The organism is Stackebrandtia sp. (assembly GCF_035643755.1).
Classification (GTDB): domain Bacteria; phylum Actinomycetota; class Actinomycetes; order Mycobacteriales; family Micromonosporaceae; genus Stackebrandtia.
Genome location: NZ_DASQPW010000282.1, coordinates 35,843 through 61,210, shown reverse-complemented (window position 1 = coordinate 61,210; position 25,368 = coordinate 35,843). Strand labels below are relative to the sequence as shown.

Annotated in this window: 23 protein-coding genes; 10 read left to right on the top strand and 13 right to left on the bottom strand. The window is 69.3% G+C overall.

Translation table 11 applies throughout. The features are described 5' to 3' along the window. A partial coding sequence (locus tag VE172_RS21905; RefSeq protein ID WP_324804132.1) for an ABC transporter permease occupies nt 1–732 on the top strand: 732 nt, incomplete at its 5' end. Further along, nucleotides 729–1,559 carry an ATP-binding cassette domain-containing protein gene (locus VE172_RS21900; RefSeq protein ID WP_324804131.1) on the top strand — a complete coding sequence of 277 codons (831 nt, stop codon included), beginning with the start codon at nt 729–731 and terminating at the stop codon, nt 1,557–1,559. The genes VE172_RS21905 and VE172_RS21900, both read left to right, overlap by 4 nt. A 47-nt stretch (nt 1,560–1,606) precedes the next feature. Here VE172_RS21900 and VE172_RS21895 read toward each other — a convergent pair whose 3' ends face one another. Further along, entirely contained in the window at nt 1,607–2,599 is a 993-nt protein-coding gene (locus tag VE172_RS21895) for a LacI family DNA-binding transcriptional regulator (protein ID WP_324804130.1), read from the bottom strand. Between the two features lie 116 nt (nt 2,600–2,715). Here VE172_RS21895 and VE172_RS21890 point away from each other — a divergent pair, with 116 nt between their 5' ends. Both VE172_RS21890 and VE172_RS21885 read left to right on the top strand, forming a co-directional pair. Beyond that, nucleotides 2,716–4,137, top strand: coding sequence for an L-fucose/L-arabinose isomerase family protein (locus VE172_RS21890; RefSeq protein ID WP_324804129.1), 1,422 nt, complete (start codon nt 2,716–2,718; stop codon nt 4,135–4,137). Continuing rightward, a complete protein-coding gene (locus tag VE172_RS21885) occupies nt 4,134–5,624 on the top strand; it encodes an FGGY-family carbohydrate kinase (protein ID WP_324804128.1) in 1,491 nt (496 codons plus the stop codon). Before VE172_RS21890 ends, VE172_RS21885 begins: the two co-directional genes overlap by 4 nt. A gap of 43 nt (nt 5,625–5,667) precedes the next feature. On the opposite strand, the gene VE172_RS21880 is transcribed toward VE172_RS21885, so the two are convergent. The 4 genes from VE172_RS21880 to VE172_RS21865 are packed head-to-tail and all read right to left on the bottom strand — an operon-like array spanning nt 5,668 to nt 9,838. Further along, nucleotides 5,668–6,759 (bottom strand): glycoside hydrolase family 172 protein, encoded by a 1,092-nt coding sequence (locus tag VE172_RS21880; protein ID WP_324804127.1) that lies wholly within the window; start codon nt 6,757–6,759, stop codon nt 5,668–5,670. 4 nt (nt 6,760–6,763) lie between these two features. After that, entirely contained in the window at nt 6,764–7,594 is an 831-nt protein-coding gene (locus tag VE172_RS21875) for a carbohydrate ABC transporter permease (RefSeq protein ID WP_324804126.1), read from the bottom strand. Next, a complete protein-coding gene (locus VE172_RS21870; RefSeq protein WP_324804125.1) occupies nt 7,584–8,501 on the bottom strand; it encodes a carbohydrate ABC transporter permease in 918 nt (305 codons plus the stop codon). The genes VE172_RS21875 and VE172_RS21870 overlap by 11 nt, the downstream gene beginning before the upstream one ends. Further along, the gene (locus VE172_RS21865; protein WP_324804124.1) at nt 8,498–9,838 is read right to left on the bottom strand and encodes an ABC transporter substrate-binding protein; all 1,341 of its coding nucleotides are present in this window, start codon (nt 9,836–9,838) and stop codon (nt 8,498–8,500) included. Before VE172_RS21865 ends, VE172_RS21870 begins: the two co-directional genes overlap by 4 nt. 150 nt (nt 9,839–9,988) lie before the next feature. On the opposite strand from VE172_RS21865, the gene VE172_RS21860 reads away from it, so the two are divergent. Further along, complete coding sequence (locus tag VE172_RS21860; RefSeq protein ID WP_324804123.1) at nt 9,989–10,726, top strand: siderophore-interacting protein; 738 nt, start codon at nt 9,989–9,991, stop codon at nt 10,724–10,726. A gap of 25 nt (nt 10,727–10,751) precedes the next feature. Further along, on the top strand, nt 10,752–11,735 hold the full coding sequence (locus tag VE172_RS21855) for an acetylxylan esterase (protein ID WP_324804122.1): 984 nt from the start codon (nt 10,752–10,754) through the stop codon (nt 11,733–11,735). Here the strand turns inward: VE172_RS21855 and VE172_RS21850 are convergent. After that, a complete protein-coding gene (locus tag VE172_RS21850) occupies nt 11,720–13,861 on the bottom strand; it encodes an Hsp70 family protein (protein ID WP_324804121.1) in 2,142 nt (713 codons plus the stop codon). The genes VE172_RS21855 and VE172_RS21850 overlap by 16 nt on opposite strands. A gap of 143 nt (nt 13,862–14,004) precedes the next feature. Between VE172_RS21850 and typA the strand changes: the two genes are divergently transcribed. The 3 genes from typA (at nt 14,005) to VE172_RS21835 (ending at nt 17,777) form a co-directional block, all read left to right on the top strand. After that, complete coding sequence (gene typA / locus VE172_RS21845) at nt 14,005–15,864, top strand: translational GTPase TypA (protein ID WP_324804120.1); 1,860 nt, start codon at nt 14,005–14,007, stop codon at nt 15,862–15,864. Nucleotides 15,865–16,202: 338 nt separating this feature from the next. Continuing rightward, on the top strand, nt 16,203–16,751 hold the full coding sequence (locus tag VE172_RS21840) for a hypothetical protein (protein ID WP_324804119.1): 549 nt from the start codon (nt 16,203–16,205) through the stop codon (nt 16,749–16,751). 12 nt (nt 16,752–16,763) lie between these two features. After that, the gene (locus VE172_RS21835) at nt 16,764–17,777 is read left to right on the top strand and encodes a hypothetical protein (protein WP_324804118.1); all 1,014 of its coding nucleotides are present in this window, start codon (nt 16,764–16,766) and stop codon (nt 17,775–17,777) included. 39 nt (nt 17,778–17,816) lie between these two features. On the opposite strand, the gene VE172_RS21830 is transcribed toward VE172_RS21835, so the two are convergent. From VE172_RS21830 to VE172_RS21820, 3 genes are all read right to left on the bottom strand, one after another. Then, the gene (locus VE172_RS21830; protein WP_324804117.1) at nt 17,817–18,359 is read right to left on the bottom strand and encodes a hypothetical protein; all 543 of its coding nucleotides are present in this window, start codon (nt 18,357–18,359) and stop codon (nt 17,817–17,819) included. A 31-nt stretch (nt 18,360–18,390) separates the two neighbouring features. Further along, on the bottom strand, nt 18,391–19,191 hold the full coding sequence (locus VE172_RS21825; protein WP_324804116.1) for a hypothetical protein: 801 nt from the start codon (nt 19,189–19,191) through the stop codon (nt 18,391–18,393). A 125-nt stretch (nt 19,192–19,316) separates the two neighbouring features. Beyond that, complete coding sequence (locus VE172_RS21820) at nt 19,317–20,096, bottom strand: DUF6042 family protein (protein ID WP_324804115.1); 780 nt, start codon at nt 20,094–20,096, stop codon at nt 19,317–19,319. A 156-nt stretch (nt 20,097–20,252) separates the two neighbouring features. On the opposite strand from VE172_RS21820, the gene VE172_RS21815 reads away from it, so the two are divergent. Then, on the top strand, nt 20,253–20,927 hold the full coding sequence (locus tag VE172_RS21815; protein WP_324804114.1) for a maleylpyruvate isomerase family mycothiol-dependent enzyme: 675 nt from the start codon (nt 20,253–20,255) through the stop codon (nt 20,925–20,927). On the opposite strand, the gene VE172_RS21810 is transcribed toward VE172_RS21815, so the two are convergent. The 4 genes from VE172_RS21810 to VE172_RS21795 form a co-directional block, all read right to left on the bottom strand. Continuing rightward, the gene (locus tag VE172_RS21810) at nt 20,924–22,516 is read right to left on the bottom strand and encodes a tripartite tricarboxylate transporter permease (RefSeq protein WP_324804113.1); all 1,593 of its coding nucleotides are present in this window, start codon (nt 22,514–22,516) and stop codon (nt 20,924–20,926) included. The genes VE172_RS21815 and VE172_RS21810 overlap by 4 nt on opposite strands. Then, nucleotides 22,516–23,046: a tripartite tricarboxylate transporter TctB family protein gene (locus tag VE172_RS21805; RefSeq protein WP_324804112.1), complete on the bottom strand. Its 531-nt coding sequence runs from the start codon at nt 23,044–23,046 to the stop codon at nt 22,516–22,518. The genes VE172_RS21810 and VE172_RS21805 overlap by 1 nt, the downstream gene beginning before the upstream one ends. A 7-nt stretch (nt 23,047–23,053) precedes the next feature. Then, nucleotides 23,054–24,073, bottom strand: coding sequence for a Bug family tripartite tricarboxylate transporter substrate binding protein (locus VE172_RS21800; RefSeq protein ID WP_324804111.1), 1,020 nt, complete (start codon nt 24,071–24,073; stop codon nt 23,054–23,056). Between the two features lie 176 nt (nt 24,074–24,249). Continuing rightward, on the bottom strand, nt 24,250–25,212 hold the full coding sequence (locus VE172_RS21795) for a quinone oxidoreductase family protein (RefSeq protein ID WP_324804110.1): 963 nt from the start codon (nt 25,210–25,212) through the stop codon (nt 24,250–24,252). Between the last annotated feature and the right edge of the window lie 156 nt (nt 25,213–25,368).

The following is a 25,368-nucleotide window of genomic DNA, read 5'->3' as shown; positions in this document are numbered from 1 at the left end:
GGCAGCATCGTCATGACGAAGCTCGCCGTGGACTCGGGGCTGCCGCCCGTGCTGGCGATCGTCGCGGGCGTCGCGGCGTGCGGCGTGTTCGGGCTGGCCAACGGCATGCTCGTCACGCGGGTGAAGCTGCCGCCGTTCATCGTCACGCTCGGCATGCTCAACGTGGCCTACGCGCTGACCCACATCTACTCCAACGAGGCCACCATCACGGGCGTGCCCGCCACGCTGACGGGGCTGGGCGAGACGTTCCCGCTCGGCAACGCCCGCATCAGCTACGGCTCGATACTCATGGTGGTGCTGTTCATCGGCTTCGCGTTCGTCCTGAGCAACACCGGCTGGGGACGCCGGGTGTACGCCGCGGGCAACAACCTCGAGGGAACCCGGCTGACGGGCGTGCCCGTGCAGCGGCTCGTCCAGTCGGTGTACCTGGTGGCGGGCCTGGTGTACGGCATCGCGGCGCTGCTCATGGTGGCGCGCACGGGAGTCGGCGACCCCAAGGTGGGACAGACCGAGAACCTGGAGTCCATCACGGCGGTCGTGCTGGGCGGCACCAGTCTGTTCGGCGGGCGCGGCGCGGTGCTGGGCACCCTGCTGGGCGTGCTGATCGTCGGCGTGGTGCGCAGCGGCCTGCAGATGATGGGCGTGCTGCCGATCTACCAGATCCTCGTCACCGGCATCCTCGTGATCCTCGCGGTGACCTTCGACCAGATCTACCGCAGGAGGAACCGATGAACGACGACGCACCGCGGATGTCCGCGCGCGGCCTTAAGAAACGCTACGGCCACGTCACCGCCCTCGACGGCGCCGACTTCGACCTGCTGCCCGGCGAGGTCATGGCGGTCATCGGCGACAACGGGGCGGGAAAGTCCACATTGATCAAAGCCCTGTCGGGGGCCGTCACCCCCGACGCGGGCGAGATCACCATGGACGGCGAGACCGTGCGCTTCCGCACCCCCGCCGACGCCCGCTCGTACGGCATCGAGACCGTCTACCAGGACCTGGCCCTGGCGCCCGCGCTCGACATCGCCACCAACATGTTCATGGGCCGCGAGCTCCGCCGCAACGGACCCCTGGGCACCGCGCTGCGCCTGCTGGACAAGAAGCGCATGCGCGCCGAGGCCGCCCGCCACATGAGCGAGCTCCAGATCGGCATCCAGAGCCTGTCAGTGGCGGTGGAGAACCTCTCGGGCGGCCAGCGTCAGGGCGTCGCGGTGGCCCGGGCGGCGGCGTGGGCGCGGCACGTGGTCATCATGGACGAACCCACCGCGGCCCTGGGCGTCAAGGAATCCGCCCAGGTGCTGGACCTCATCGGGCGGGTCCGCGACCGCGGCCTGGCCGTGGTCCTGATCAGCCACAACATGCCGCACGTCTTCGAGATCGCCGACCGCATCCACATCCAGCGCCTCGGCAAGCGCGTCGCGCTGGTCGACAAGACCGACCACTCGATGTCCGAGGTGGTCGCGATCATGACGGGCGCGCTGCGGGTCGAGGACGGCGACAGCGACACCCCCGTCGTCGTCGACGAGGCCGCGGCGGCGGCCGCGGGGCTCGAGACCTGAGTCATGGGAGGGCGCCTTCGAACGGTCGGACGTTCGAGGGCGCCTTCTCAGCGCTCGGCGGAGCTGGCGCGGGCTATGAGTCGGGCGCCGAGGATGGTCGTGCTGGAGGGGCGGGCGCGGTCGGCGATGCGGGCCAACAGGAGGCGGGTGGCCGTGGTGCCCAGGTCGTAGGCGGGTTGGGCGACGACGGTGAGCGGCGGGTCGACCAGGGTGGCCCAGGGCGCGTCGTCGAAGGCGACCACGCCGATGTCGCGTCCGGGGCGAAGGCCGTTGTCGCGCAAGGCTTCCAGGGCGCCGATGGCCATGGCGCTGTTGGCGATGAGGAGTCCGTCGGGCGGGATGGGTGTCGCGCACAGGTCGCGGGTGGCCTCGCGGGCGCCGTCGGCGCGGTAGGGGGCGCGGCGCACCAGGGCGGGGTCGAAGGGCAGGGCGGCGGCGCGCAGGGCGTCGCGGTAGCCCGCCAGGCGGTCGTCGGCGGTGGCCAGCCCCTCGGGGCCGGTGAGACACGCGACGCGGCCCCAGCCGCGCCCCAGCAGGTGCCCGGTCGCCTCGTTGGCGGCCTCGCGGGTGTCGACCAGGACGCAGTCGCCGCTTCCCGCGGGCAGGGGGCGGTCGACGGCGACCACGGGGGTGCCGTCGGTGGGGACGCCGCTGTGGCTGGTGGCGGAGGTGGGCGAGATGATCACGCCCGCCATGCGCTCGGCGGCGGCGACGTCGAGGTAGCGGCGTTCCTTGTCGGCGTCCTCGTCGGAGTTGCACAGCACCACCGAGTAGCCCTCGTCGCGGGCGACGTCCTCGACGCCGCGCGCGATCGCGGTGAAGAACGGGTTCTCCACGTCGGAGATGATGAGGCCGAGGACGTCGGTGCGGCGGCGGCGCAGGTTGCGGGCGGGTCCGTGCGGCTGGTATCCCAGCTCCCGCACGGCCTCGCGGACCCGGTTCACCAGCTGGGGGTCGACGGTGGACACCCCGTTGAGGGCGCGGGAGACGGTCGCCGTCGACAATCCCGCGCGGGCCGCCACGTCGGCAATGGTCGCCACCGTCGTCATCCTCCGCTCGCAAAACCGCCGTGCCTATTGACAGTGCGTCGGGCAAGAGCATAGCGTGCCCAGTAATCGATTTCTTGGCAATTTGCCACCCCGGCACAGGAGGACCCGTGGCGCGCATAGGTGTGATCAGCATTTCCGACGGCCGTGACTACGTCCAAAAGGACATCGGCGACTTCATCACGGGATACGAGGACGCCCTGGTGGCGGCGCTGGAGTCCGCGGGGCACCAGGTGGTGCGCGGCGGCGCCCAGGTCACCTCCAACACCGTGGCCACCGCCGTGGCCCGCGAGGTGGCGGCGCAGCGGGTGGATCTGACGGTGCTGCACTACGCGGTGTGGGCGTTCCCGCACTTCACCATGCAGGTCGCCGACGCCACCCCGGGCCCGCTGCTCCTGCTGTCCACCATCGACCCCGCGCAGCCGGGCATGGTGGGCATGCTGGCCGCGGGCGGCGCCCTGGACCAGATCGGGCGGCGCCACACCCGCCTGTGGGGCGAGGCCGCCGACGGCGACCTCATCGCGGCGATCGGGGTGCGCGCCGCCGCGGCGGCCGCGGCGGCCGGCCTGCGCGGCTCCACCTTCGGGCGCATCGGCGGGCGCCCCATGGGCATGTACACCGCCGTGGCCAACACCGACCAGTGGCAGCGCCAGTTCGGCGTCGACGTCGAGGAGATCGACCAGTACGAGATCGTCCGCCGCGCCGACCTCGCCGACGCCGCCGAGAAGCGGCGCGGCCGCGAATGGTTGGAGGCCAACGCCAACGTCCACTACGACGGCAAGAAGCTCACCCCGGAGCTGCTGGAGCGCCAGGTCGGTTCGTACCTCGCGATGCGCTCGCTGATCGACGAGTGGCACCTGGACTTCAGCGGCATCAAGGGCCAGCCCGAGCTGACCCAGTACTTCGCCACGATGGACATCGCCGAGGCGTTCCTCAACGACCCGTACGACTGGAACGGCCCCAAGGAAACCCACGTGTGCGCCACCGAGGCCGATATGGACGGCGCGCTCACCATGCAGCTGCTCAAGAGCGTCTCGCGCACCCCGGTGCTGTTCGCCGACGTCCGCCACTACCACGCCGACCGCGATGTGTGGGACCTGTGCAACTCCGGTCAGCACGCCACCTGGTTCGCCGCCCGCAGCGACGACCCGGCCGTCAACCTCGCCCGGGTGCACCTGTTCCCGGAGGTGTTCTTCTTCCCGGCCGGCGGCGCCTCCGTGCAGCACATCGCCGCGCCCGGCGAGATGACCCTGGCGCGACTGACCCGTCTGGACGGCGACTACCGCATGCAGCTGATGCACGGCGAGTTCGTGGAGTTCGACGACGCCACCAATACCGAGATGATGGCGCGCTCGACCCCCGAATGGCCGCACGCGTGGGCCCGCATCGACGCGCCGGCGTCGACGTTCCTGTCGCGTTTCGGCGCCAACCACATCCACGCCGTGCCCGGCGACCGCCGCGCCGAGCTGCGCGCCGTGTGCGAGGAACTGGGTGTCACCCTCGACGAGTTCGCCGGAGAATCGGACGCATGAGCCTGCTACTGGGCATCGACATCGGCACCTCCAGCGCCAAGGGCGTCCTGGTCGACGCCGACGGCACGGTGGTGGCCCGCGCCGATCGCGCGCACGACACCTCCACGCCCCGCCCCGGGTGGGTCGAGCACGACGCCGAAACGGTGTGGTGGGCGGACTTCCGCCACCTCGCTTCCGAGTTGCTGCGCGCCGCCGACGGCCGCGAGATCGCCGGGCTGTGCGTCAGCGGCATCGGGCCCGTCCTGTTGCCCGCCGACGCCGACGGCAACCCGCTGCGTCCGGCCATCCTGTACGGCGTGGACACCCGCGCCGGCGCCGAGATCGAGGAGCTCAACGCCGAGTTCGGCGCCGGGGCCATCATGGACCGGGGCGGCACGCCGCTGTCGTCCCAGGCGGTGGGCCCGAAGCTGCGCTGGCTGGCCAAGCACGAGCCTCAAGTGTGGGACCGCACGCGCATGCTGCTGATGGCCAGCTCCTTTGTGGTGCACCGGCTCACCGGCGAGTACGTCCTCGACCACCACTCGGCCAGCCAGTGCGACCCGCTGTACGACCGCCGCACGCGCGACTGGGCGACGGACTGGGCACAGACGGTGGCGCCCGGCCTGCCGCTGCCCCGTCTGGCCTGGCCCAGCGAGGTGGTGGGCACCGTGTCGGCGCGCGCCGCCGCCGAAACCGGTCTGCCGCAAGGACTTCCGGTCTGCGCGGGCACGGTGGACGCCTGGGCGGAGTCGGTGAGCGTCGGGGTGTCGCGCCCCGGCGAGACCATGGTCATGTACGGCACCACCATGTTCCTCATCAACGTCGCCGACGACCCCACCCCGCACCCGGGACTGTGGACCACCTGCGGCGCGATGCCGGGCACCTACTCGCTGGCGGCGGGCATGGCGACGTCGGGCGCGATCACCGACTGGCTGCGGCGCCTGGTCGGCGGCGACTTCGCCGAGCTGGTGGCCGCGGCGGCCACGGTGCCGCCGGGCAGCCGGGGGCTGCTGCTGTTGCCGTACTTCGCCGGGGAGCGCACGCCGATCTTCGACCCCGACGCGCGCGGCGTGATCGCGGGGCTGACGCTCCAGCATGGACCCGCCGAGCTGTATCGGGCGGCGCTGGAGGGCATCGCCCACGGCGTGCGGCACAACCTCGAGGTGATGCGGGACGCCGGCGGCGCCATCGACCGGCTGGTGGCCGTCGGCGGCGGCACCCAGGGCGGGCTGTGGACGCAGATCGTCTCCGACGTCACCGGCGAGGCCCAGGACATCCCCGCTCGGACCATGGGCGCCTGTCTGGGCGACGCGATGCTGGCCGCGACGGGCGTCGGCATCGACGCCGACTTCGGCAAGTGGAACCCGGTGGAGTACACGGTGCGCCCCGATCCGGCGCGCGCCGAGACGTACGAGGCGTTCCACCAGCGCTATCGCCGGCTGTACCCGGCCACCGCCGACGTCGCGCATTTCCTCGCGGCGCGACAGATCGCCGCGTCCGCCGACTGAGCGAGGTGGTGCCCGGCTAGCGGTTTCCGGGCACCACCCGCCCTTATTCCGACCGAGGCAGGCGCTCGGTCACTCCAGCGAGGTCGAAGGGCCGGTGCGGCAGGGTCTGGTACCAGTAGGCGACCGACGAGATGTCGTCGCCGCGCTTGTTGTCGTGTCCGTGTTCGATGGTCACCCTGATCGATTCGTTGAAGATCACCGGGTCCTCGATGTGGAAGCGGTACAGCGAGATCTGCCCCTTCCAGTTGTCGCGCCCGGGAAGGGTGATGCCGTGATACGGGGCGTGGTAGCTCTGGTCGGGGCACCACGCGGTGTTGAAGTAGTCCTCGGTGCCGGTGCCGTGCAGCCGCGGCGGCCAGGGCTCGCCGTCGATGAAGATCATGTCGTCGCCCTCGCCGTACCAGTCCCAGTCGGTGGAGTCCGACAGATTGTGCACATTGAACACACAACCGACGTAATGCCCGCGCCCCAACGCGTCCAGGATCACGTAGTTGTCGGCGCCCGAGAGGTTGGAGCCCTCCAGCAGGTGCTCGGCGACGCTCGCGTCGCCGCGCGGCCTGCCCCGGGCGGGGTTCTCGCGGCGCCACTGGGCGTGGAAGTACCCCAGGTCGTCGTCGGCGCTGGCGTAGGTCTCGTAGTCGACGTAGTAGTAGAAGAAGACCTTCTGCCGCTGGAGTTCGCTGATCAGCTCCACCGTGGCGCCCTCGGCGAACGGCATGGCGAACCAGCAGTTGAACCCCTTGCCGTCCTGCGGGCTCATCTGCAGCGGCGCGGACACGAAGTTCGTGGAACGGGCGTGCCCGACGCCGAAGAAGTCGCCCAGCGGCACCAGGACGCTGGGGTGATCGGCGTGGTCCCAGGTGATCTTCAGGACCAGGCGGCGCAGGTAGTCGGTCTCCACCGCCCACGGACCGTCCCCGTTCTCCACCGCGACGGTGCACCAGATGTGGGTGATCGCGCCGGGGCCGTTCACCTCGGCCAGCCGGACGGTCTGTCCGGGCTCGACGGTCACCCGGTCGTCGTTGCCGCCGCTGCGGTCCCAACTGGACGACCGTCCCCGGCGGGCCGATCGCAAGCGCGGCAGGTCCCGCAGGCTCGAGCCGAAGCGTCCGTACGCCGATTCCTGCACTCTCATCCTCCTATTTGAGTCCGGTTGTCTTCAGCGAGTCCACCAGGCGGCGCTGCCCGAAGATGAACACGATCACCGTGGGGATCGCGGCCAGCACCGACGCGGCGAGAATGTACTGATAGTCGGCACCGTACTGCCCGCTCAGCGAGGAGATGCCCACCTGCACCACCCGGAGGTTCTCGCTTTGGGCGACCGTCAGCGGCCACACGAAGGAGTTCCAGTTGGCCAGGAAGAACAGCACCGCCAGCGACGACATGATGGGGCGGCTCAGCGGCAGGATCAGGTGCCAGTACATCCGCAGGTATCCGCAGCCGTCCAGCCGCGCGGCGTCCTCCAGCTCGGAGGGAATGTTCAAATAGAACTGTCGCAACAGGAAGATGCCGAAGGCGTTGAACAGCGCCGGGACGATCAGCCCGAAGTAGGTGTCCACCATGCCCAGCGCGCGGGTCACCATGAACAGCGGCACCAGGATCACCGGCAGCGACACGAAAAGCGTCGACACCACCATGCCGAAGAACAGGCCGCGTCCGCGAAAACGCATGCGCGCCAAGGCGTATCCGCACATGGTGTGCAGGAACAGCGACACCACGGTCACCACCACCGACACCAGGGCGCTGTTGCCCAGGTAGGTGAAGAACGGCACCTCGGTGAGTACGAACGTGAAGTTGTCGAGGGTGAGGTGCTTGGGCCACGACGCCGAGAACACCTCGGCCCCGGGACGAAACGCCGACAGCGCCATCCACAGCAGCGGCGCCACGGTGATGAGCGCCAGGATGTAGGCGACGATCGCGCCGGGGCCGATCTTGGCGCGGGGCTTTCTCAGCGCGGTTTCACGACTCATCGAAACGGCCTCCCCTGGTCAGCGCGAACAGCGCACCGGTGATCACGATCGAGATGGCCACCATGAGTCCGCAGATCGCGGCGGCGTAGCCGAAACGTCCATACAGGAATGCCTGCTGGTACGCGTAGAACACCACGGTGGACGTGGAGTTGGCGGGCCCGCCCTTGGTCAGCACCATCACCAGGTCGAAGCCGAGGGAACCGGCCAGCGCGTTGACCAGGGAGGTGATCAGGACGAAGAAGCTGGTGGGGCGCAGCGACGGCCAGGTGACGCCCCAGAAGCGCTGCCAGGCGTTGGCGCCGTCCACTGTGGCGGCATCGTAGAGCTCGCCGGGGATGTCCTGCAGCCCGGCCAGGAAGATCAGCATCTGGTATCCCATGAGGAACCACACGCACACGAACGCCAGGGTGGGCAGCGCCAGCGCGGGGTCGCCCAACCAGGACACGTCGCCCAGCCCGACGCCTCCGAGCATTTCGGGGACCACGCCGACCTTGTCGGTGAGCAGGAACTGCCACATCACGGCGATGACGACCAGGCTGATCACGTTGGGCAGGAACAGGGCGGTGCGCACGAGCCCGACGCCGGGGAAGGGCTTGCGCACCAGCAGGGCCAGGCACAGGCTCACCACGAACGCGGTGGGCACGAACATGGCGGTGAACGCCGTGGTGATGCCAAGGCTCTTCCACAAAAGCTTGTCGCCGGCCATCAGCTGGAAGTTGTGCAGCCCGGCGAACTCGATCTTGCCGAATCCGTCCACGTTGAACAGCCCGATCACCAGGGCCAGGATCGCGGGCAGGGCCACGAAGACGATGAGGCCGAGACCGTCGAGGGCGACGAAACCGAAGGCGGCGCGAGATTCCCCGGGCCGCGAACGCGGCACCAGTCGGGTGAGGGATGTGCGGCTCACAGGATCGACCCTCCCTTGTAGTCGGACAGGAAGGTGGCGATCTGCTCGGAGGCGTCGGCGGCGGCGTCCTTGACGTTGGCGCCGTCGAGCTGGCAGGCCTGCAGGGCGTCGGAGATGGCCCGGTAGATCTCCACGGGGTATCTCGGCTCGCCCTTGGCGGTGGGCGCGATGTCCTTGAGGAACTGCTGGTAGATCGGGTCGTCGAAGTCGCCCTTCCTACGGGCGAGGTCCCGCACCGACTTGCGCACCGGCAGGTTCTTCTTGATGACGGTGTTCCACAGTCGACCGCGTTTGACGCACGCCGGGTCCTCGCTTCCCAGGGCGTAGGTGATGAACTGGGCGGCGGCGTCGGGCTTGGAACCCTTGGCGTTGGCGGCCAGGGCCCAGCCGCCGGCGACGGTGAGCTGCTTGCCGCCGGGCGGGGTGGGCAGCGGCAGCACGCCGTATTCGAACTTGGGGGCGTTGAGCTTCATCTCCCCCACCGCCCAGATGCCGGTCTGCTGCATGGCGCAAAAGCCGGTCAGCAGATTGGAGCGGGTGTCGGTGCCACCGCCACCGCGCAGCTTGGTCGGGGCGACGCCCAGGTCGATGGTCTGCTGCCACAGGCGAAGCGCCGCGGTGGCCGCCTTGGAGTCGAAGGTGCTGTGGATCTGGTCGGAGGCGATCGGGGAGCCGCCGCCCATCCACATGAAGGGGTACCAGGTGAAGTTCTGGTAGTAGCCGGGACTGGTCTCCAGGCCGAGGCCGAAGCGGTCGGCGCCGGTGAGCTTCTGGGCGACGTCCAGCAGCTCATCCCAGGTCTTCGGAAGGTCGCCTTCGGACAGGTTGGCGGCCTCGAATGCCTTGTGACTGTAAAAGAGCGCGAGCGGCTCGGCCTCCATGGGCAGGCCGTAGACCCTGTCGTTGAAGGTGCGCGACGCCAGGGCGGCGGGCTCGTAGTCGGCGCGCACCGCGTCGCTGAGGTGGGGCGTGAGGTCCGCCAGGGCGTTGGCGTTGTAGTAGCGGACGAAGTCTCCGGGGCTGAGCATGAACACGTCGGGGCCGTCGCCGGCGCTGAAGGCGGTCTGGAGGGTGGGGCCGTTGGCGTAGTCGCCGAAGGGGATGTAACGCTCGCGCACCTTGACCTTGTGCCGGGCGTTGAAGTCCTTGATCAGCGGCAGCAGCCACTTGTCGTAGTTCGGGGTGCCGGGGACGATGAAGTGCCAAAACGCGATGTCGTCTCCCGACCCCGACGCACAAGAGGCCAGGCTGCCCAGCCCGGCCGCGCCCATCCCCCACGCGGCGGTCCGCAACACGCCGCGGCGGGTCACCGAACCTGGTGCTGGTGGCGGATTCATGGGGTCCTCATCATTGAGTAAACGATTTCTCGGCACAGTACCGACGCGGACCCGCGCGTGTCAATAGCCCCCGCGGCCGGGGGTGATCTTCCGGCCCGAGGGCTCGTATGTAAGGTAAGGCTTCCCTAATTTACCGAGCGGAGGTTGCCGATGCCGACACCGATCTACGCCGAGGTGGTCGCGTCCCGACGGCTCAGTCCGAGCTTCACGCGCGTCACCCTGGGCGGCCTCGATCCCGCCGAGTTCCGTCCCGCGGGCTACGACCAGTGGTTCCGGCTGTTCCTTCCGCGGCCCGGCGAGGACAAACCCGCCCTGCCGTCCTTCAGCGACGACTCGGGCCTGCGCACCTGGTACAACTCCACCCCCGAGGCCGCGCGGCCCGTCATCCGCAACTACACCGTCCGCTCCTTCCACCCCGACGGGCACCACATCGACGTCGACGTGGTCTCGCACGGCGACGCCGGACCCGCCTCCGCCTGGGCCGCGGCCGCCCGGCCCGGCGACATCGTCGGCCTGTACGACCAGGGCGCCATGTTCGCGCCCGAGCCCGAGGCCGAGTGGTACCTGTTCGTCGCCGACGCCACCGGGCTGCCCGCCGTCGCCGGCTGTCTGGCCTCTTTGGACGACGGCAGGCCGTGCCGGGTGTACTGCCAGATCCCCGACCTCGCCGACACCCAGAAGCTCGACGCGCCGCCGGGCTCCCACGTCCGCTGGCTGTGCGGCACCGACCCGCTGGAGGCGGTGCGCGGCGACCAGTTCGATCCCGGACGGGTGCGGGCGCTGCTGGTGGGCGAGTCCTCGCTGGTCACCGCGCTGCGGCGCCATCTCGTCAACGATCGCGGCGTCGACAAGCGCGACATCACGTTCTGCGGGTACTGGCGCCGATAGCCGCCGGCGGCTTATATATGTAGGCATGCCGCTTTCCGATCTCACCCTCGACGAACTCCGCCGATACCGCCCCGAACGGGTCGAGCCCGCCGACTTCGACGCGTTCTGGAAACGCTCGCTGGCCGAAAGCGCCGAGGTCCCCCTGGCGCCGCGCTTCGAGCCCCACGAATGCGGGCTGCGGCTGGTGGACGTCTACGACACCCGCTTCGCCGGCTTCGGCGGCGACGAGATCGCCGCGTGGCTGATAGTCCCCAAGGGAGCTACCGGCGTCGGTTGCGTGGTCGAGTATCTCGGCTACAGCAGCGGACGCGGCTTCCCGCAGGACCACCTCGCGTGGCCCGCCGCCGGGTGGGCGCTGCTGGTGGTCGACACCCGGGGCCAGGGCGCCAACGCCTCGCATTCGCCGGGCATCACCGGCGACCCCTACCCCGCTCGCGAACCGCACGCGCCCGGCGCCCTGACGCGAGGCATCGCCAGCCCCGACACCTACTACTACCGCCGCGTCATCACCGATTCGGTGCGTGCCGTCGACGTCGCCGCGGGCCATCCCGCCGTCGACTCCTCGCGCGTCATCGTGGTCGGAGGCAGCCAGGGCGGTGCGCTGTCGCAAAGCGTCGCCGCCCTCCACCCCGGCGTGGCCGCGGCCTGTGTGGACGTGCCGTTCCTCAGCGACTTCCGCCGCGCCGCCGAGATCGCCTCAACCGGCCCGTACCCCGAGATCGTCCGATACCTTGCCGCCCACAGGGACCAGGACGAGCGGGTCTTCGCCACGCTGTCCTATTTCGACGGAGTGAACTTCGCGGCCCGCGCCACCGTGCCGGCGCTGTACTCGGTGGCGCTGATGGACACCACCTGCCCGCCGTCCACCGTCTTCGCCGCCTACCACCAGTGGGGTGGGCGCAAGGACATCGAGGTGTACCCGTGGAACGGCCACGAGGGCGGCGAGGGCTGGCAGTTCGCCAAGCAGCTGGCCTTTGTGGACAGGCACCTGCCTCAGACGCGCACCTGAGTGCCCGTGGCGGCGTCCCACACGCGCACGCTGCCGTCGGCGCTGCCCGAGATCAGGCGACAGCTGTCGGGCGTCCAGCACAGCGAGGTGACCGTCCCCGAGTGTCCCGTGAGGATCCTCTCCTCGCGACCGGAACCGGCGTCCCAGATCCGCACGGCGTCGTCGATGCCGCCGCTGGCCACCTGCTTGCCGTCCGGCGACCAGGCCAGCGCCTGGATCGCGGCCTCGTGGGCGTGGGCGATCGGCTGGGCCGAGGAGTCGGACAGCTGCCAGATCCGCAGCTGGCCTCCGGCGTCGCCGGAGGCCAGCCAGTCGCCGTCGGGCGACCAGGCCAGGGACCGCACGCTGATCGGCGCCACGCTCAGCACCATGGAGGGCTTGTCGGCGTCGGCGTCGAAGATCTTGATGTTGCCGTGCGAGCCCCCCGCCGCCAGGCGCTTCCCGTCGGCGGACCACGACAGGGCGCGCAGCTGGCTGCCCTCGGCGCCGGTGCCGAACTTCCAGGTCCGCGCGCACTCCCCCGTCTCGGTGTCCCACAACAGGATCTCGCCGACGTCGCCGACCGCCAGACCCGCCGCCGACCAGTCCGCCAGCGTGATGTCCCTGGGGCAGTTCAACACCCGCTCGGGTTCGGGCGTCACCTCGCCGTCGGCGAAGCGCCAGATCTTGGCCTGCGCGCCGATCGCGGCGGCCAGCAGGGGTTCGGCGGGCGCCCAGCACACGGTGGCGGGCGGCTGGGCGTGCCCGTCCATCACGGCCACCCGCTCGCCGGTGGCCAGTGTGGACACCGTGACGCCGCCGCCGGTCGCGGTGGCCAGGGCGCCGTCGTGCAGGGCGACGGCCGACACCGGACCGGAGCCCCCCGTGGCCTCCTTGCCGGGCAGGGTGGTCATCGGCGCCGGGGGCGGCGGTTGCAGGCCCACCGGAAGCCCGGGCGCGTCGTCGGCGGGACGCGGCACCCTGGCCACACCGCGAAACACCACGGGCCGCTCGATCACGGCGGGCATCGCCACCATCGTGGTCGGCGCGTCGTTGGCGGGCGGCGGGGCGGGGCGGCTGGGGGCGTCCACCGCTCCCGAGGCCACCACCAGCTCCGGCTGCTCCAGGACGGTGGGCGCCATCTGGGTCTCGCGCATCAGCATGGTCGAGGTCAACGGCATCCGGCTGGCGCCGCCCACCAGGAACAGCCCCGCCACCGATCGCATGCCGATGTCGGCCTGGGACAACACGTCCAGCGTCAGGGCGACGGTCTGCTCCACCATGGAGCGCGCCAGGGTGTCGAGCTCCTCGCGGGTCAGGTGGGCGTCCACCTCCAGCAGCGGCAGGAACAGCGCCGCCTTGGACTCCCGGCTCAGGATCTCCTTGGCCTCGCGGACGTCGCGCCACAGCTCGCGCCGCTGCCGCCGTTCGGACGGCGTGGACGGTTCGCGCAGGCGGCGCCATTCGTCGGCGCGGTGGGCGAAGGTCCGCTCCAGGTGCTTGATGATGGCGAAGTCGATGTCAACCCCGCCCACATCGGACAGCCCGCCGCTCGCGGCCACCTCGACGCCATCGCCGCTGGCCCGCACGACGCTGACGTCGAAGGTCCCGCCGCCCAGGTCGTAGACGACGACGTGGCTGTCGTCGGCGAAGTCGTGTCCCAGGTGGACGGTGAAGTGGGTGGCGGCGGCCACCGGCTCGGCGGCGAAGCGCGGCTCGGGCAGGCCCGCCAGCCGCGCGGCCGAGGCCAGAAGGCGCAGCCGCTCGTTGCCCCAGCCCGCCGGGTGGGTCAGCACCACCACGTCCGCGGCCCGGCCGATCACCCGCGCCGACTCGTCGGCGACCCGCGCCAGCACCGCGGCGATGAGGTTCACCGCGGGGTATTCCTGCGGCCCCAGCTGCACCATGCCGTCGGCGATGCAGCGCTTCGGGTTGGGTTCGAAGCGGGCCGGGTCCGACATGGCCGCGCGCTCGGCGTCGCGGCCGACCAGCAGCTTGCCCTCCGAGGCGAACACGGCCGACGGCAGCACGGGCGAGCCGTCGAACAGCAGCGGGGTCGCGGGACGGCCGGGCAACTCCAGGACCGCAACGGTATTGGAGGTCCCGAAATCTATGCCCAGCCGTACCTGGGAACCCGACGCCGACATGCATCGAAGAATAGGACATCGCGCATATGCCCGTGCGCGCGCTCACACCATTTGGAGTCCACTGTGATCATTGCGCGGCGCAGTGCCGCCGATCACAGGTCCCGCCGCCGTCCGCCAACTTCGCGTCACGGAGAATGGACTCCATGTCCCTACGCACTGACCTGCGCAACGTCGCGATCATCGCCCACGTCGACCACGGTAAGACCACCCTGGTCGACGCCATGCTGCGCCAGGCCGGCGCCTTCCGCCCCGGATCCAAGGTCGACGACCGGGTCATGGACTCCATGGACCTGGAGCGGGAGAAGGGCATCACGATCCTGGCCAAGAACACCGCCGTCCACTATCACAGCCCCGACGGCGACGACCTCACCATCAACATCATCGACACCCCCGGCCACGCCGACTTCGGCGGCGAGGTGGAGCGCGGCCTCACCATGGTCGACGGCGTGCTGCTGCTGGTGGACGCCTCCGAGGGGCCACTGCCCCAGACCCGCTTCGTGCTGCGCAAGGCGCTGACCGCGCGGCTGCCGATCGTGCTGGTGATCAACAAGGTCGACCGCTCCGATTCGCGGATCAAGGAGGTCGTCGACGAGGTGTACGAGCTGTTCCTCGACCTCGACGCCGACGAGTCGCAGATCGACTTCCCGATCCTGTACGCCTGCGCCACCAAGGGCATCGCCTCGCTCAACCAGCCCGCCGACGGGCAGGCCCCCACCGACAGCGACAGCCTGCGGCCGCTGTTCGCCACCCTCCTGGACACGATCCCCGCACCGTCCTACGAGGAGGGCGCGCCGCTGCAGGCGCACGTCACGAACCTGGACGCCTCCCCCTTCCTGGGCCGGCTCGCGTTGTGCCGCATCCACCAGGGAACCATCAACAAGGGAGAAACCGTCGCCTGGTGCAAGACCGACGGCACCATCTCACGGGTCCGGATCTCCGAGCTGCTCATGACCGAGGCCCTGGAACGCAAGCCCGCCAACTCCGCCGGGCCCGGCGACATCATCGCCGTGGCCGGGATTCCCGAGATCATGATCGGCGAGACCCTCGCCTCGGCCGAGGACCCGCGCCCGCTGCCGCTGATCACCGTGGACGAACCCGCCATCTCCATGACCCTGGGCATCAACACCTCCCCGCTGGCCGGGAAGGTCAAGGGCGGCAAGGTGACCGCGCGCCTCGTCAAGGACCGGCTCGACCGCGAACTGGTCGGCAACGTGTCGCTGCGGGTGCTGGACACCGACCGCCCGGACACCTGGGAGGTGCAGGGCCGCGGCGAGCTCGCCCTGGCCATCCTCGTGGAGCAGATGCGACGGGAGAACTTCGAGCTCACCGTCGGAAAGCCGCAGGTGGTCACCCGCGAGATCGACGGCAAGCGCTGCGAGCCGGTGGAGCGGCTCACCATCGACGCGCCCGAGGAGCACCTGGGCGCCATCACCCAGCTGCTGGCCACCCGCAAGGGGCGGATGGAGCAGCTGGTCAACCACGGCACCGGCTGGATCCGGATGGAGTGGCTGGTCCCGGCGCGCGGTCTGATCGGCTTCCGCACCGAGTTCCTCACCGAGACCCGCGGCACCGGCCTGGCCCACCACGTCTTCGAGGACTACGAGCCCTGGGTCGGCGAGCTGCGCACCCGGTCCAGCGGCTCGCTGGTGGCCGACCGCACCGGGGTCGCCGCCAGCTACGCCATGTTCAACCTCCAGGAGCGCGGCACCCTGTTCGTGGAGCCCACCACCGCCGTGTACGAGGGCATGATCGTCGGCGAGAACTCCCGCTCCGACGACATGGACGTCAACATCTGCAAGGAGAAGAAGCTCACCAACGTGCGGCAGTCCACCGGCGACGAGCTGGAGCGGCTGGTGCCCCCGCGCAGGCTGTCGCTGGAGCAGGCCCTGGAGTTCTGCCGCGGCGACGAGTGCGTCGAGGTGACGCCGGAGGCGGTGCGGATCCGCAAGGTGATCCTGGACGCCAAGCAGCGCGAACGCTCCCGCCGCACCGGCGCGCGGTAGCCTCGCCGCTCCTACGGGCTCGAGACCCGGCGACCACGGTGAGTGGCGCCGGGTCTTTTCATGCTTATGCCTCGATACCGATATATCATGCCTTAAATGCACTCCACGGCGACGCGGATAATATCGCCTTCTGGGTCGAAAGTCCAGGCTTCTTTGCCCCCAATTAATGCCACTATTTGCGGTGTGACCGTTCTGGTGGCGTTTCGGCCCGATGCGAGGATGCGCCGCGAGCCCGCGATTGGTTAATGTCCAGATTGTCAGCATGCGGGTGTCACCCATCACAACACCTCAGGTAATGCGCTGGGGGTACCCGCTGCCCTTCGAAAGGAGCAATCTTTATGAATTCGGTAACGGGCGGTGACCTATACAGCCTCTGGTCGGTCGCCAATGTCTCGCTGCCCCGAGTCGCCAAGGTGTACACCGACGCCAATTCGGCGATGTCGGGAACCGAGAACAGTTCCGGCAAGTTCGAGGCCGCGCCCACCGACCACGGACCAAGTACCAGTCCCATATATCCGTACTTCGAGAACTGCCGCAGCGAACTACAGCACATTCTCGCGCAGACCGCCACGAACATTCTCGATGTCAGCTCCGCGCTCAATCTGGCCATCAAGGACTACGAGAAGGAGGACACCACCGCCGCGGATCAGTTCAAGCACATCATCGCCGGCGACAAGGTCGACCTTCACGGGGACGGAGACGCGGTGCAGATCCACGACCCCAACGATCCCAGCAGCAGCCCGCCCACCGGCACCGACAAACCAGGTAAGCCGGACGAGCCCGACTACTACGACTCGCCCGGCGACGACAAATCGACCAACCCCACCAAGGACGAGAAACACCTCACGCAGGTCGAAAAAGACATCAACAATCTGAAGGACAAGTAGGGATCTGCCCCCATGGGATCGTATTACTCACCGAGCGAACTAGACGACAAGGCCCACGAAATCATCAAGGAGGCGAAGGCCGCCACCATTCGTGACGCCGAGTCCTACCGGGACGCCGTCAACGCCAAATACCAAACGGACTACAACAACGCGGGCAATACCGGAACCGCTCCCCCGGCGATGATGCCCATCGGCCCCGACGAGGAGAAGGAATTCGAGGGCTGGCTCGACACGTACTTCGACTGGATTCCGCCCGCCTACGCGGACTACACCAAGCCCCAGCCCGAGGGATTCGACAGCATCATTTCGGCGTGCAAGTCCGTGGAGACCACCTTCGGCCAGTCCGACGGCGCCATCGGCAACAGCGACACGTCCTACATCAACAAGGCCGAAAGCGAGATGGGCGAATGGCTGGGCTCGCTGTCGGAGAATCTCCAGAACAATTTCCTCGTTCCCTTTCCCGTCATCGCCTCCAACCACGGCAAGATCGCGCAGATGCTTCGCATGGCGATGGAGGGCACCCAGAACATCTACGCCGGGCAGAAGCGCGACATCAGTGAATGCGCCGACCAGACCATCGACGCCCTGAAGGACGTCGGCGGGCGCGACGGCGGTTCGGAGTCGATGGGCCTGACCATTCTGGGCGCCCTCACCAGCATCGCCGGTGCCGCGCTGGCGATCCCGTCGGGCGGAACGAGCCTGGCCGTCACCGGCGTGGTGCTGGCGACCATCGGGGCCGGCACCTCCATCGGCGGCCAGCTGGTGCCCGCGGACCAGACCCTTCCGCTGGGCGGCGACACCGCCGACGATGTCATCAGCAACATGCTGGACCGGATGAGCGACATCTGCACCAAGGTGTACGACAAGGAACAGGACGTCTGCGACGTGCTGAGCAAGAACTACGACCTGCTGTCGACGCTGCGGCAGCTGGCCAACGCCAAGGGGGAAAGCGGGCCCGTGGTTCCGTTGCGGCCCACGATCGCCGACTCCAAGGACCCGACGTCCGGGCTGACGCCGCGCGACTGAGGCGCGGCGCCAGCCGCGTGGGAAGGCCAAGCTCTCGAATCAGATCGGGAGCTTGGCCTTCCACGATGCCGGGAGGGTCAGGCCTATGTACTTCTCCTTGAACAGGATCATCTGCCGCTTCATGTCGAGCTGAACGTTGCGAAACGCCGCCACGGCCTCCTCGGTGAAGTGCTGTTCTTCGAGCTCCTCGACCGTGCCGTCGGCGACGCGCACCTTCCAAAACGCCAATCCCTTGGCCCGCATCTCGATCCGCCCGCTGGGAGAGGTGCCCTGGGTGACGGCCTCGGCGATCGCGTCGTCGTATCTGCGGTGGTTGGCGTTCCAGTGCTGCGGCTTCTTGGTGTACTTCTCCCCGTTGACCTCGCCCAGCGCCTTGAGCCAGCCGCGGTGGTATGTCGTCCAGGTCAGGATTCCCAGTTTGGCCAGTTGATCGGCCAGCACTGTTTCGCTGTAGTCGCGGTAGCTGCCCGGCCGAAACGCCAGGGTGAGGTTCTCGCCGCCGACCAGCCGCGACTTGATGTTGCCGTCGGGGGACGTGGCGGTGACGACGAGGCTGTTGAGTTTCTCCATGAATCGGGCCATGGGTTTCGCGGGTCCTTTCGGGGTCGGGGTTTTACGGCAGTTCGATGAGCGGGTCGGCGTAGACCTCGGTGTGGGAGGCGTCGAGGTCCTTCGGCACGCCCGCCGCGGCGTCGATCTCGCCGTCGGATTCGCCGGGCGGGTAGTCGCGCGGCCTGGCGTCCGAGGGCTCGCTGCCGCCGAGGATCTCGCCGTGGGCGTCGCGGTACACCGCCGAGGTGTTCGCCGAGCTGATCTTCTTGTCGTACGGGGAATCCAGCCGATAGGTGACGGTGGCCGAGCCCTTGCCGCCGGCCGTGGCCGACACGTCGCTGACCTTGACGCCGGACGCGCGCTTGCCGCCGTCGCGCCACCACTGCGACTCCTTGATGCCGATCTTCACCTTGGCCGCGCCGGCGCGGTCGACGTAGGTGGTGCCGGTGACGGCCTGTCGCTTGCCCGCGGGGATCAGGTTGACGGCGCGGTCCCAGGTGGTGTGCTTGCCGTTCAGCGCGGTGTTGCGCAACGGCTTGCCGTGGGCGTCGACGAGGCTCAGCGTGACCGCGGTGGTGACGGCGGTGTCGGCGCTGGGGTTCTTCAGGATCACCGCGTACGACACCACGTGCTCGCCGCCGGCGTCGACGGCCTCGGTGAGGCCGGATTCGGCCACCGCGAGCTCCTTGCCGTCGCTGGAGGCCTCGTAGGGGCCAGAGTGCGATGTGGACGTGTCGTGGGACGACGGCTTGCCGCCGCTCGACGCCTGGCACCCCGCGGCGGCGCCCGCGGCCAGCGCGATCGTCACGATCGACACGAGCGCGCGGCGTCCGCGCGTCGGCCCGAAACTCCTATGACCCATGCCACCTCTCCTGGTGATTCGACCGCGCCATCGTATTGAAATTCGAGGTCGCCGCCCTCCACCGTGAAGCCCGAGTGATTCCGGTCGAGACGAACGGCCGATGCGGCATCAACTTTCGGGCCAATTCAGACGCAGCCCCCCTTGCCCTCCAGTTGCCACAGGAGTCCGTGCTGCCGCCATAGCTTGCGCCAGTGGGGAACCAGCACGCACACCGCGATCGTGTCGAGCCGTTCGGGGTCGACCCGGCGGCAGCGCCCGCCGTCGCCGGCCAGGTAGATCCGCATGGCGGGCCGCGACCACAGCCGTTCGAAACGCTTGTCGCACAGGTGGGCCAGCCCGCGGCGCACCGTCTCGGGTTCGCAGCCGAGCCGGGCGGCCAGGCAGCCCACGGAGGTGACGGTCCGGGCCGCCTCCCCCTCGTCCAGCAGCAGCCCGGCGATCCGGGCGGCGGGCCGGGACCCGGCCAGATACCAGCGGTGTTCGTCCTCGGCGCGGCGTTCCCGCTCGCTCATCGGCAGCACCTCGGCGGGAAACGGCAGCGCGCGCGGCACCCGCCAGCGGGTGAGGCGGCCCCGCATGGAGCGCCGGTACAGCCCCAGGCGGACGCCGAGTTCGGCGATGTCGCGCACGGTGCGCGGGTAGCGGTAGCCGGCCTTGCCGAAGATCCGGCACAGCCGGTGTTGGTCCCAGCGGTGGAACGGCGAACCGATGGCGGCGTCCAGCCGCATCGTGGTTCCCTGGCCGAACATCGGGAAGGTCAGCGCGCGTTGCCATTCCAGCAGTTCGTCGAGGTCGCCGTCGCGTTCCTCCTCGGTGGCGTCGCAAAGAAGCCCCCACAGGACTTCGCCCTCCAGCGGAAGAAAGCGGCACCATCCGGTCTGTTCCCAGTCAAGGCGCAGGTTCATCTGTACGTCCTCATAGGACACGACGACCTCCCGAATCCGGTCTTCAGCCCCACCGCCTGAAACCCTAGGGCGCGACCGGCCGGGCTGTGACGTACATGGTGTGCGACTACCCCGAAGGCATTCGGGCGCCGCCGACGCGGCGTAACCTCGGCGATCATGACGGACAATCCCTTTGACCTGCTCGACGCCGAGGCCGCCCGCGTCGACCGCTTCTTCGACGGGCTCACCGCGCCGCAATGGCGAGTCGAGACCCGTTGCGCCGGTTGGGATCGCAAGGACATGGCGGCGCACCTGATCCGCATCGAGGACTACATCCGCACCGGCCTGGACGACACCGTGGGCGACCACTTCGCCGAGGGCGGCTCGAGCGTCGGCTATGAGCGGCTCAACGACATCCTGGTGGAGCGCTACCGCGACACCCCGGTCGCCGAGGTGCTGTCGCAGTGGCGCGACAGGGCGGCCGCGCAGCATCCGCGGCTGCGGGAGCGCGGGGTCGACGGCAGCATCGGCACCGCGGTGGGCGACTACCCCTGCGGCCGCCAGACCTTCTACTTCGCCAGCGAATACGCCATCCACGCCGACGACATGGGCGTGCCGATCACCGCCGACGAACGCGCCGGGCGGCTGCGGTGGCGGCGCGACTTCACCCTGGACGCCCTGCGGGAGTACGGCCGGGTGACGGTGACCGCCGCCGGCGACGACTTCCGGGTCGCCGCGGCGGGCACGTCCGCGCGGCTCACCGCCGCCGAACTGGTGGAGGGAGCCGCCGGCAGGCTCCCGGCCGGGAGCCTGCCCGAGGAGCTGCGCCTGGGCATGGTCGTGATGGCCTAGTCCTCGTCGGCGAACGACAGCTTGTCGGCCCGCCGTCCGCGCAGGAAGGCGATGATCTTCGGCAGGTTGGGCAGGATCAGCGACACCACCGCCAGCGCGAGCAGGCTCACGGTCAAGGGCCGGTCCACGAAGATCGCGTAGGAGTTGTTGGTCTCCTGCATGGTCTTGCGGAAGTTCTCCTCCAGCAGCGGGCCGATGATGACGCCGAGGATCACCGGCGAGATCGGGAAGTCGTACATGCGCATGAACACCGCCAGCACGCCGATCCCGATCGCCAGGAACAGCGGGAAGGCCAGGTTCGCGTTGGCGTAGACGCCGACCACCGCGAACACCAGGATCGCGGAGTACAGCGCCGGGCGCGGAATCCTCAACACCAGGACCCAGATCCGGATCAGCGGCAGGTTGAGGATCAGCAGGATGATGTTGCCGACGTACAGCGAGGCGATCAGCGCCCACACCACGGCGCCGCCGTGGTCGAACAGCTGGATGCCGACGGGCACGTCGAAGCTCTTGAAGGACGCCAGGATGATCGCGGCCGTCGCCGACGTCGGGATGCCCAGGGTCAGCAGGGGAACCAGCACCCCGGCGAAGGCCGCGTTGTTGGCCGCCTCGGGCCCGGCGACGCCCTCGATGGCGCCGGTGCCGAACTGGCCACGGAACTTCGAGCGCGCCTTCTCCAGGGTGTAGGACAGGAAGGTGGGGATCTCGGCGCCGCCGGCGGGCATGGCGCCGAAGGGGAATCCCAGGGCGGTGCCGCGCAGCCACGGCAGCCACGATCGCCGCCAGTCCTTTTTGGTCATCCAGGCGAACTCGGGCTCGCCGTCCTTGGCGTCCATCGGGGCGATCTTGTCGGGCAGCTTCTTGAGGCGCCCGCACACGTACAGGGTCTCGCCGAAGGCGAACAGCCCCACGATGACGAGGGTGGCGCCGATGCCCGCCTGCATGAAGGTGGACACGCCGGTGTGGTTGGCGTCGGCCCACACGAACTCCTGCAGGCTCAGCCGCGGCTTGCCGGTCAGGGTGTCGATGCCGATCACCCCGATGAGCAGGCCCAGCGTCAGCGACATCATGCCGCGCAGCAGCGACCTGCCGACCAGCGCCGTCACCGAGACCGTCGCCAGGACGCCCAGGGCGAAGAAGTCGCTGTGCCGAAAGTTGATCGCCAGGGCGGCCAGCGGCTCGGCGAAGAAGGTCAGCGCCAGCGTCGACAGGGTGCCGGCGACGAAGGAGCCGATGGCGGCCGAGGCCAGGGCGGCACGGGCGCGGCCGCGCAGCGCCATCTGGTGGCCCTCGATCGCGGTGACCACGGAGTTCGACTCGCCGGGGGTGTTGAGCAGAATGGACGTGGTGGACCCGCCGTACATGGCGCCGGAGTAGATGCCCGCGAACATGATCAGCGAACCGACCACACCGGACTGTCCATTGGAGTCGACCAGGGAGTTGGCCACCGGGAACAACAGCGCGATGGTCAGCGCCGGTCCGATGCCTGGCAGGATTCCCACGAAGGTGCCGACGGTGACCCCGATGACCGCGAACAGCAGGTTCTCGGGCGTCAGCACGGAGGCGAAGCCGCCCAGCAGATTGGCCATCACAACGGCAGCACCCCCGGGGGAAGGGTCAGTTCGAGCAGGTACGTGAAGCTGAAGTAGATAACCGCCGACATGGCGGCGCCGATGACGAGCTCGCGCCACCACACCCGGCTGCCGAGGATCGCGGCCGCGGCGACGTAGAACGCAAAGGTGGTGATGAGGAAGCCGACCGGTTCCAACAGCAGGACGTAGGCCACCAGGGCCACGACCATCAGCAGCGGCGCCCTCCAGTGCACCTCGGCGGGATCGTCGGCGGCGTCATCGGTTTCGGCGGGGACGGCGGCGGTCTTCGCGGCCGCGACGCCGCGCACGAACCTGGTCAGCTGGCCGACGAGGTACAGCGCCGACAGGACCGTCCACAGTCCGGTCACGACGATCGGGGCGAAGCGCTCGTTCGCCGGGGAGAAGGCGGTGTCCCCCTTCTCGTGCCAGGCGAGCAGGAGCAACGCCAGCCCGCCCGCGAAGGCACCGGCGCCGAACAGCACCGTGCCGACTCGCGGGCGGGCGACGGGGTGGTCGTCGGCCGTCATGGGCGGTTCAGGCCTTGCCGACTTCGTGGAAGATCTTGGTGACGCGGGCGTTTTCGGAGTCGTAGAACTTCTTGGCGTCGTCGCCGGTCTTGAAGAAGTTCTCCCAGCCCTCCTTGGCCAGCTTGTCCTTCCACTCCTTGGTTTCCACCATCTTGGTCATGAGGGCGGTGATGGACTTCTTGTCGGCGTCGGAGATGCCGGCAGGCGCCACGATGCCGCGCCAGTTCATCAGCTCGACGTCGACGCCCTGGTCCTTGCAGGTGGGCACGGCCGTGCCGGCGACCTTGGTGGACTTCTTGCCGGACACCGCCAGCGGGCGCAGGTCGCCCTTCTTCACGAGGTCGACGTACTCGCTGGGTCCCGACACGCCGACGTCGAGCGAGCCGTTGAGCAGGCCGTCCTTGGATTCGCCGCCGCCGGAGGCGGCCTGGTACTTCATCTTCTTGGGGTCGGCGCCGTATGCCTTGGCCATCAACAGCACCAGGATCTCGTCGGTGCCGCCCGCCGAACCGCCGCCCCAGGTGATCGACGTGGGGTCGGACTTGGCGGCGTCCATCACGTCCTTGAGGGACTCGTACGGCGAGTCCTTCGGCACCACAACGAGTTCCTGTTCGGCGGTCAGGGTCGCGATCTTGTTGACCTGGGACAGGCCCACCGACGACGCGCCGTTGACGATGCCGCCGATCATCACCAGCCCGGTGATCATGAGCTGGTACGGGTCGCCGTGGTTTTGGGCCACGAACTGGGCCAGTCCGACGGTCCCGGCCGCCCCTTCCACGTCGTAAACCTTGGCCTCGTCGGCGAGGCCGGATTTTGTCAGCGCGTCCGATACCGCGTTGGCGGTTATGTCCCAACCGCCCCCGGCGGCGGCCGGGGCCATGATGTGCAGGCCCTTGGTGGGGTACTTGTCCCCCGCCTTCTTGCCACACGCGGTGGCCGCCAAGGGAAGCAGGGAAACACCGGCAAGGGACAACAGGCCGCGGCGCGACAGTCCACTGTTGGATATCGCCTTCGTGGCGTCTGACATGCAAATCTCCCTCGTTGTAGATATCTGAGTACATAAATGAGTACCGTCGAGTAGGCATCATAAGAGCCCGGAAAACCGGTTTACACCGGCCCGTCAACCGACGGCCCTTTTCGCAGGCCACGGCCGTAACGCGACTACCTCGCGCGATTCCACCGAAAAGCCGGTGGCCAGATCGGTCAAGGGGTCAGCAGCAGCTTGCCCGTCGTGCGGCGCCCCTCCAGGTCGCGGTGGGCGTCGGCGGCGGCGTCCAGGGGGTAGGTTCCGCCGATGTGGACGGACAACTGCCCCGCCGCGATCCAGCCGAAGATGTCGGCGGCGCGGGCGGCGAACTCCGCCGGATTGGCGATGTAGTGCGCCAGTGTGGGGCGGGTCAGAAACAGCGAACCGCCGCTGGACAACACCTGCGGATCCATCGGCGGCACCGCGCCGGAGGACTGGCCGAACAGCGCCATCATCCCACGGGGGCGCAGCGAGGCCAGGCCGGCCTCGAATGTGGACAGCCCGACGCCGTCGTAGATCACGTGGGCTCCCGCCCCGCCCGTGAATTCCTTGACGCCCTGGGGAAAGTCGGCGTAGTCGTACACCTCGTCGGCACCGGCGCCGCGCGCCAGCTCGGCCTTGGCGGGGGTGGACACCGTCGCCAGCACCTTCCCGCCGAGCCGCTTGATCATCTGCGTCAGCAGCAGCCCCACTCCCCCGGCGGCGGCGTGCACCACCGCGACGTCGCCCTCCTGTATGCCGTGCGTGGAGGTGCTCAGGTAGTGGGCGGTCATGCCCTGCAACATCACCGCGGCCGCGTCGGCGGAGGCGACGCCGTCGGGCACCGGGGCCAAGGCCGCGGCCGGCGCCACCACGCGGGCGGCGTAGCTGCCGGGAACCTGGGCCCAGGCCACTCGATCGCCCACACCGAAGGAGTCCACATCGGACCCCACGGCGGCGACCGTGCCCGCGCCCTCCAGGCCGGGCGTGAACGGCGTCGGCATCGGATACCGGCCGGTGCGGTGATACACGTCGATGAAGTTGACGCCGCTGGCGGCCACGTCGACCACCACCTGTCCCGGTCCCGGCCGCGGGTCGGGGCGCTGTGAGGGCACCAATGCCTCCGGGCCGCCCGGATCGGACACCACAATGGCCTTCATTGACGATTCTCCTTAGCGTGGCGGGGATTTCCCCGGCAGTCTATCGGCGCTGGCGCTGGTGTACGAGCCGACGCCGCCGAACGCACCGTGTCCACAAACCGGCTATTTCGGATGGTCGAGTGTGATTAACTCCGACGCGAACAGGCGACTATCGCC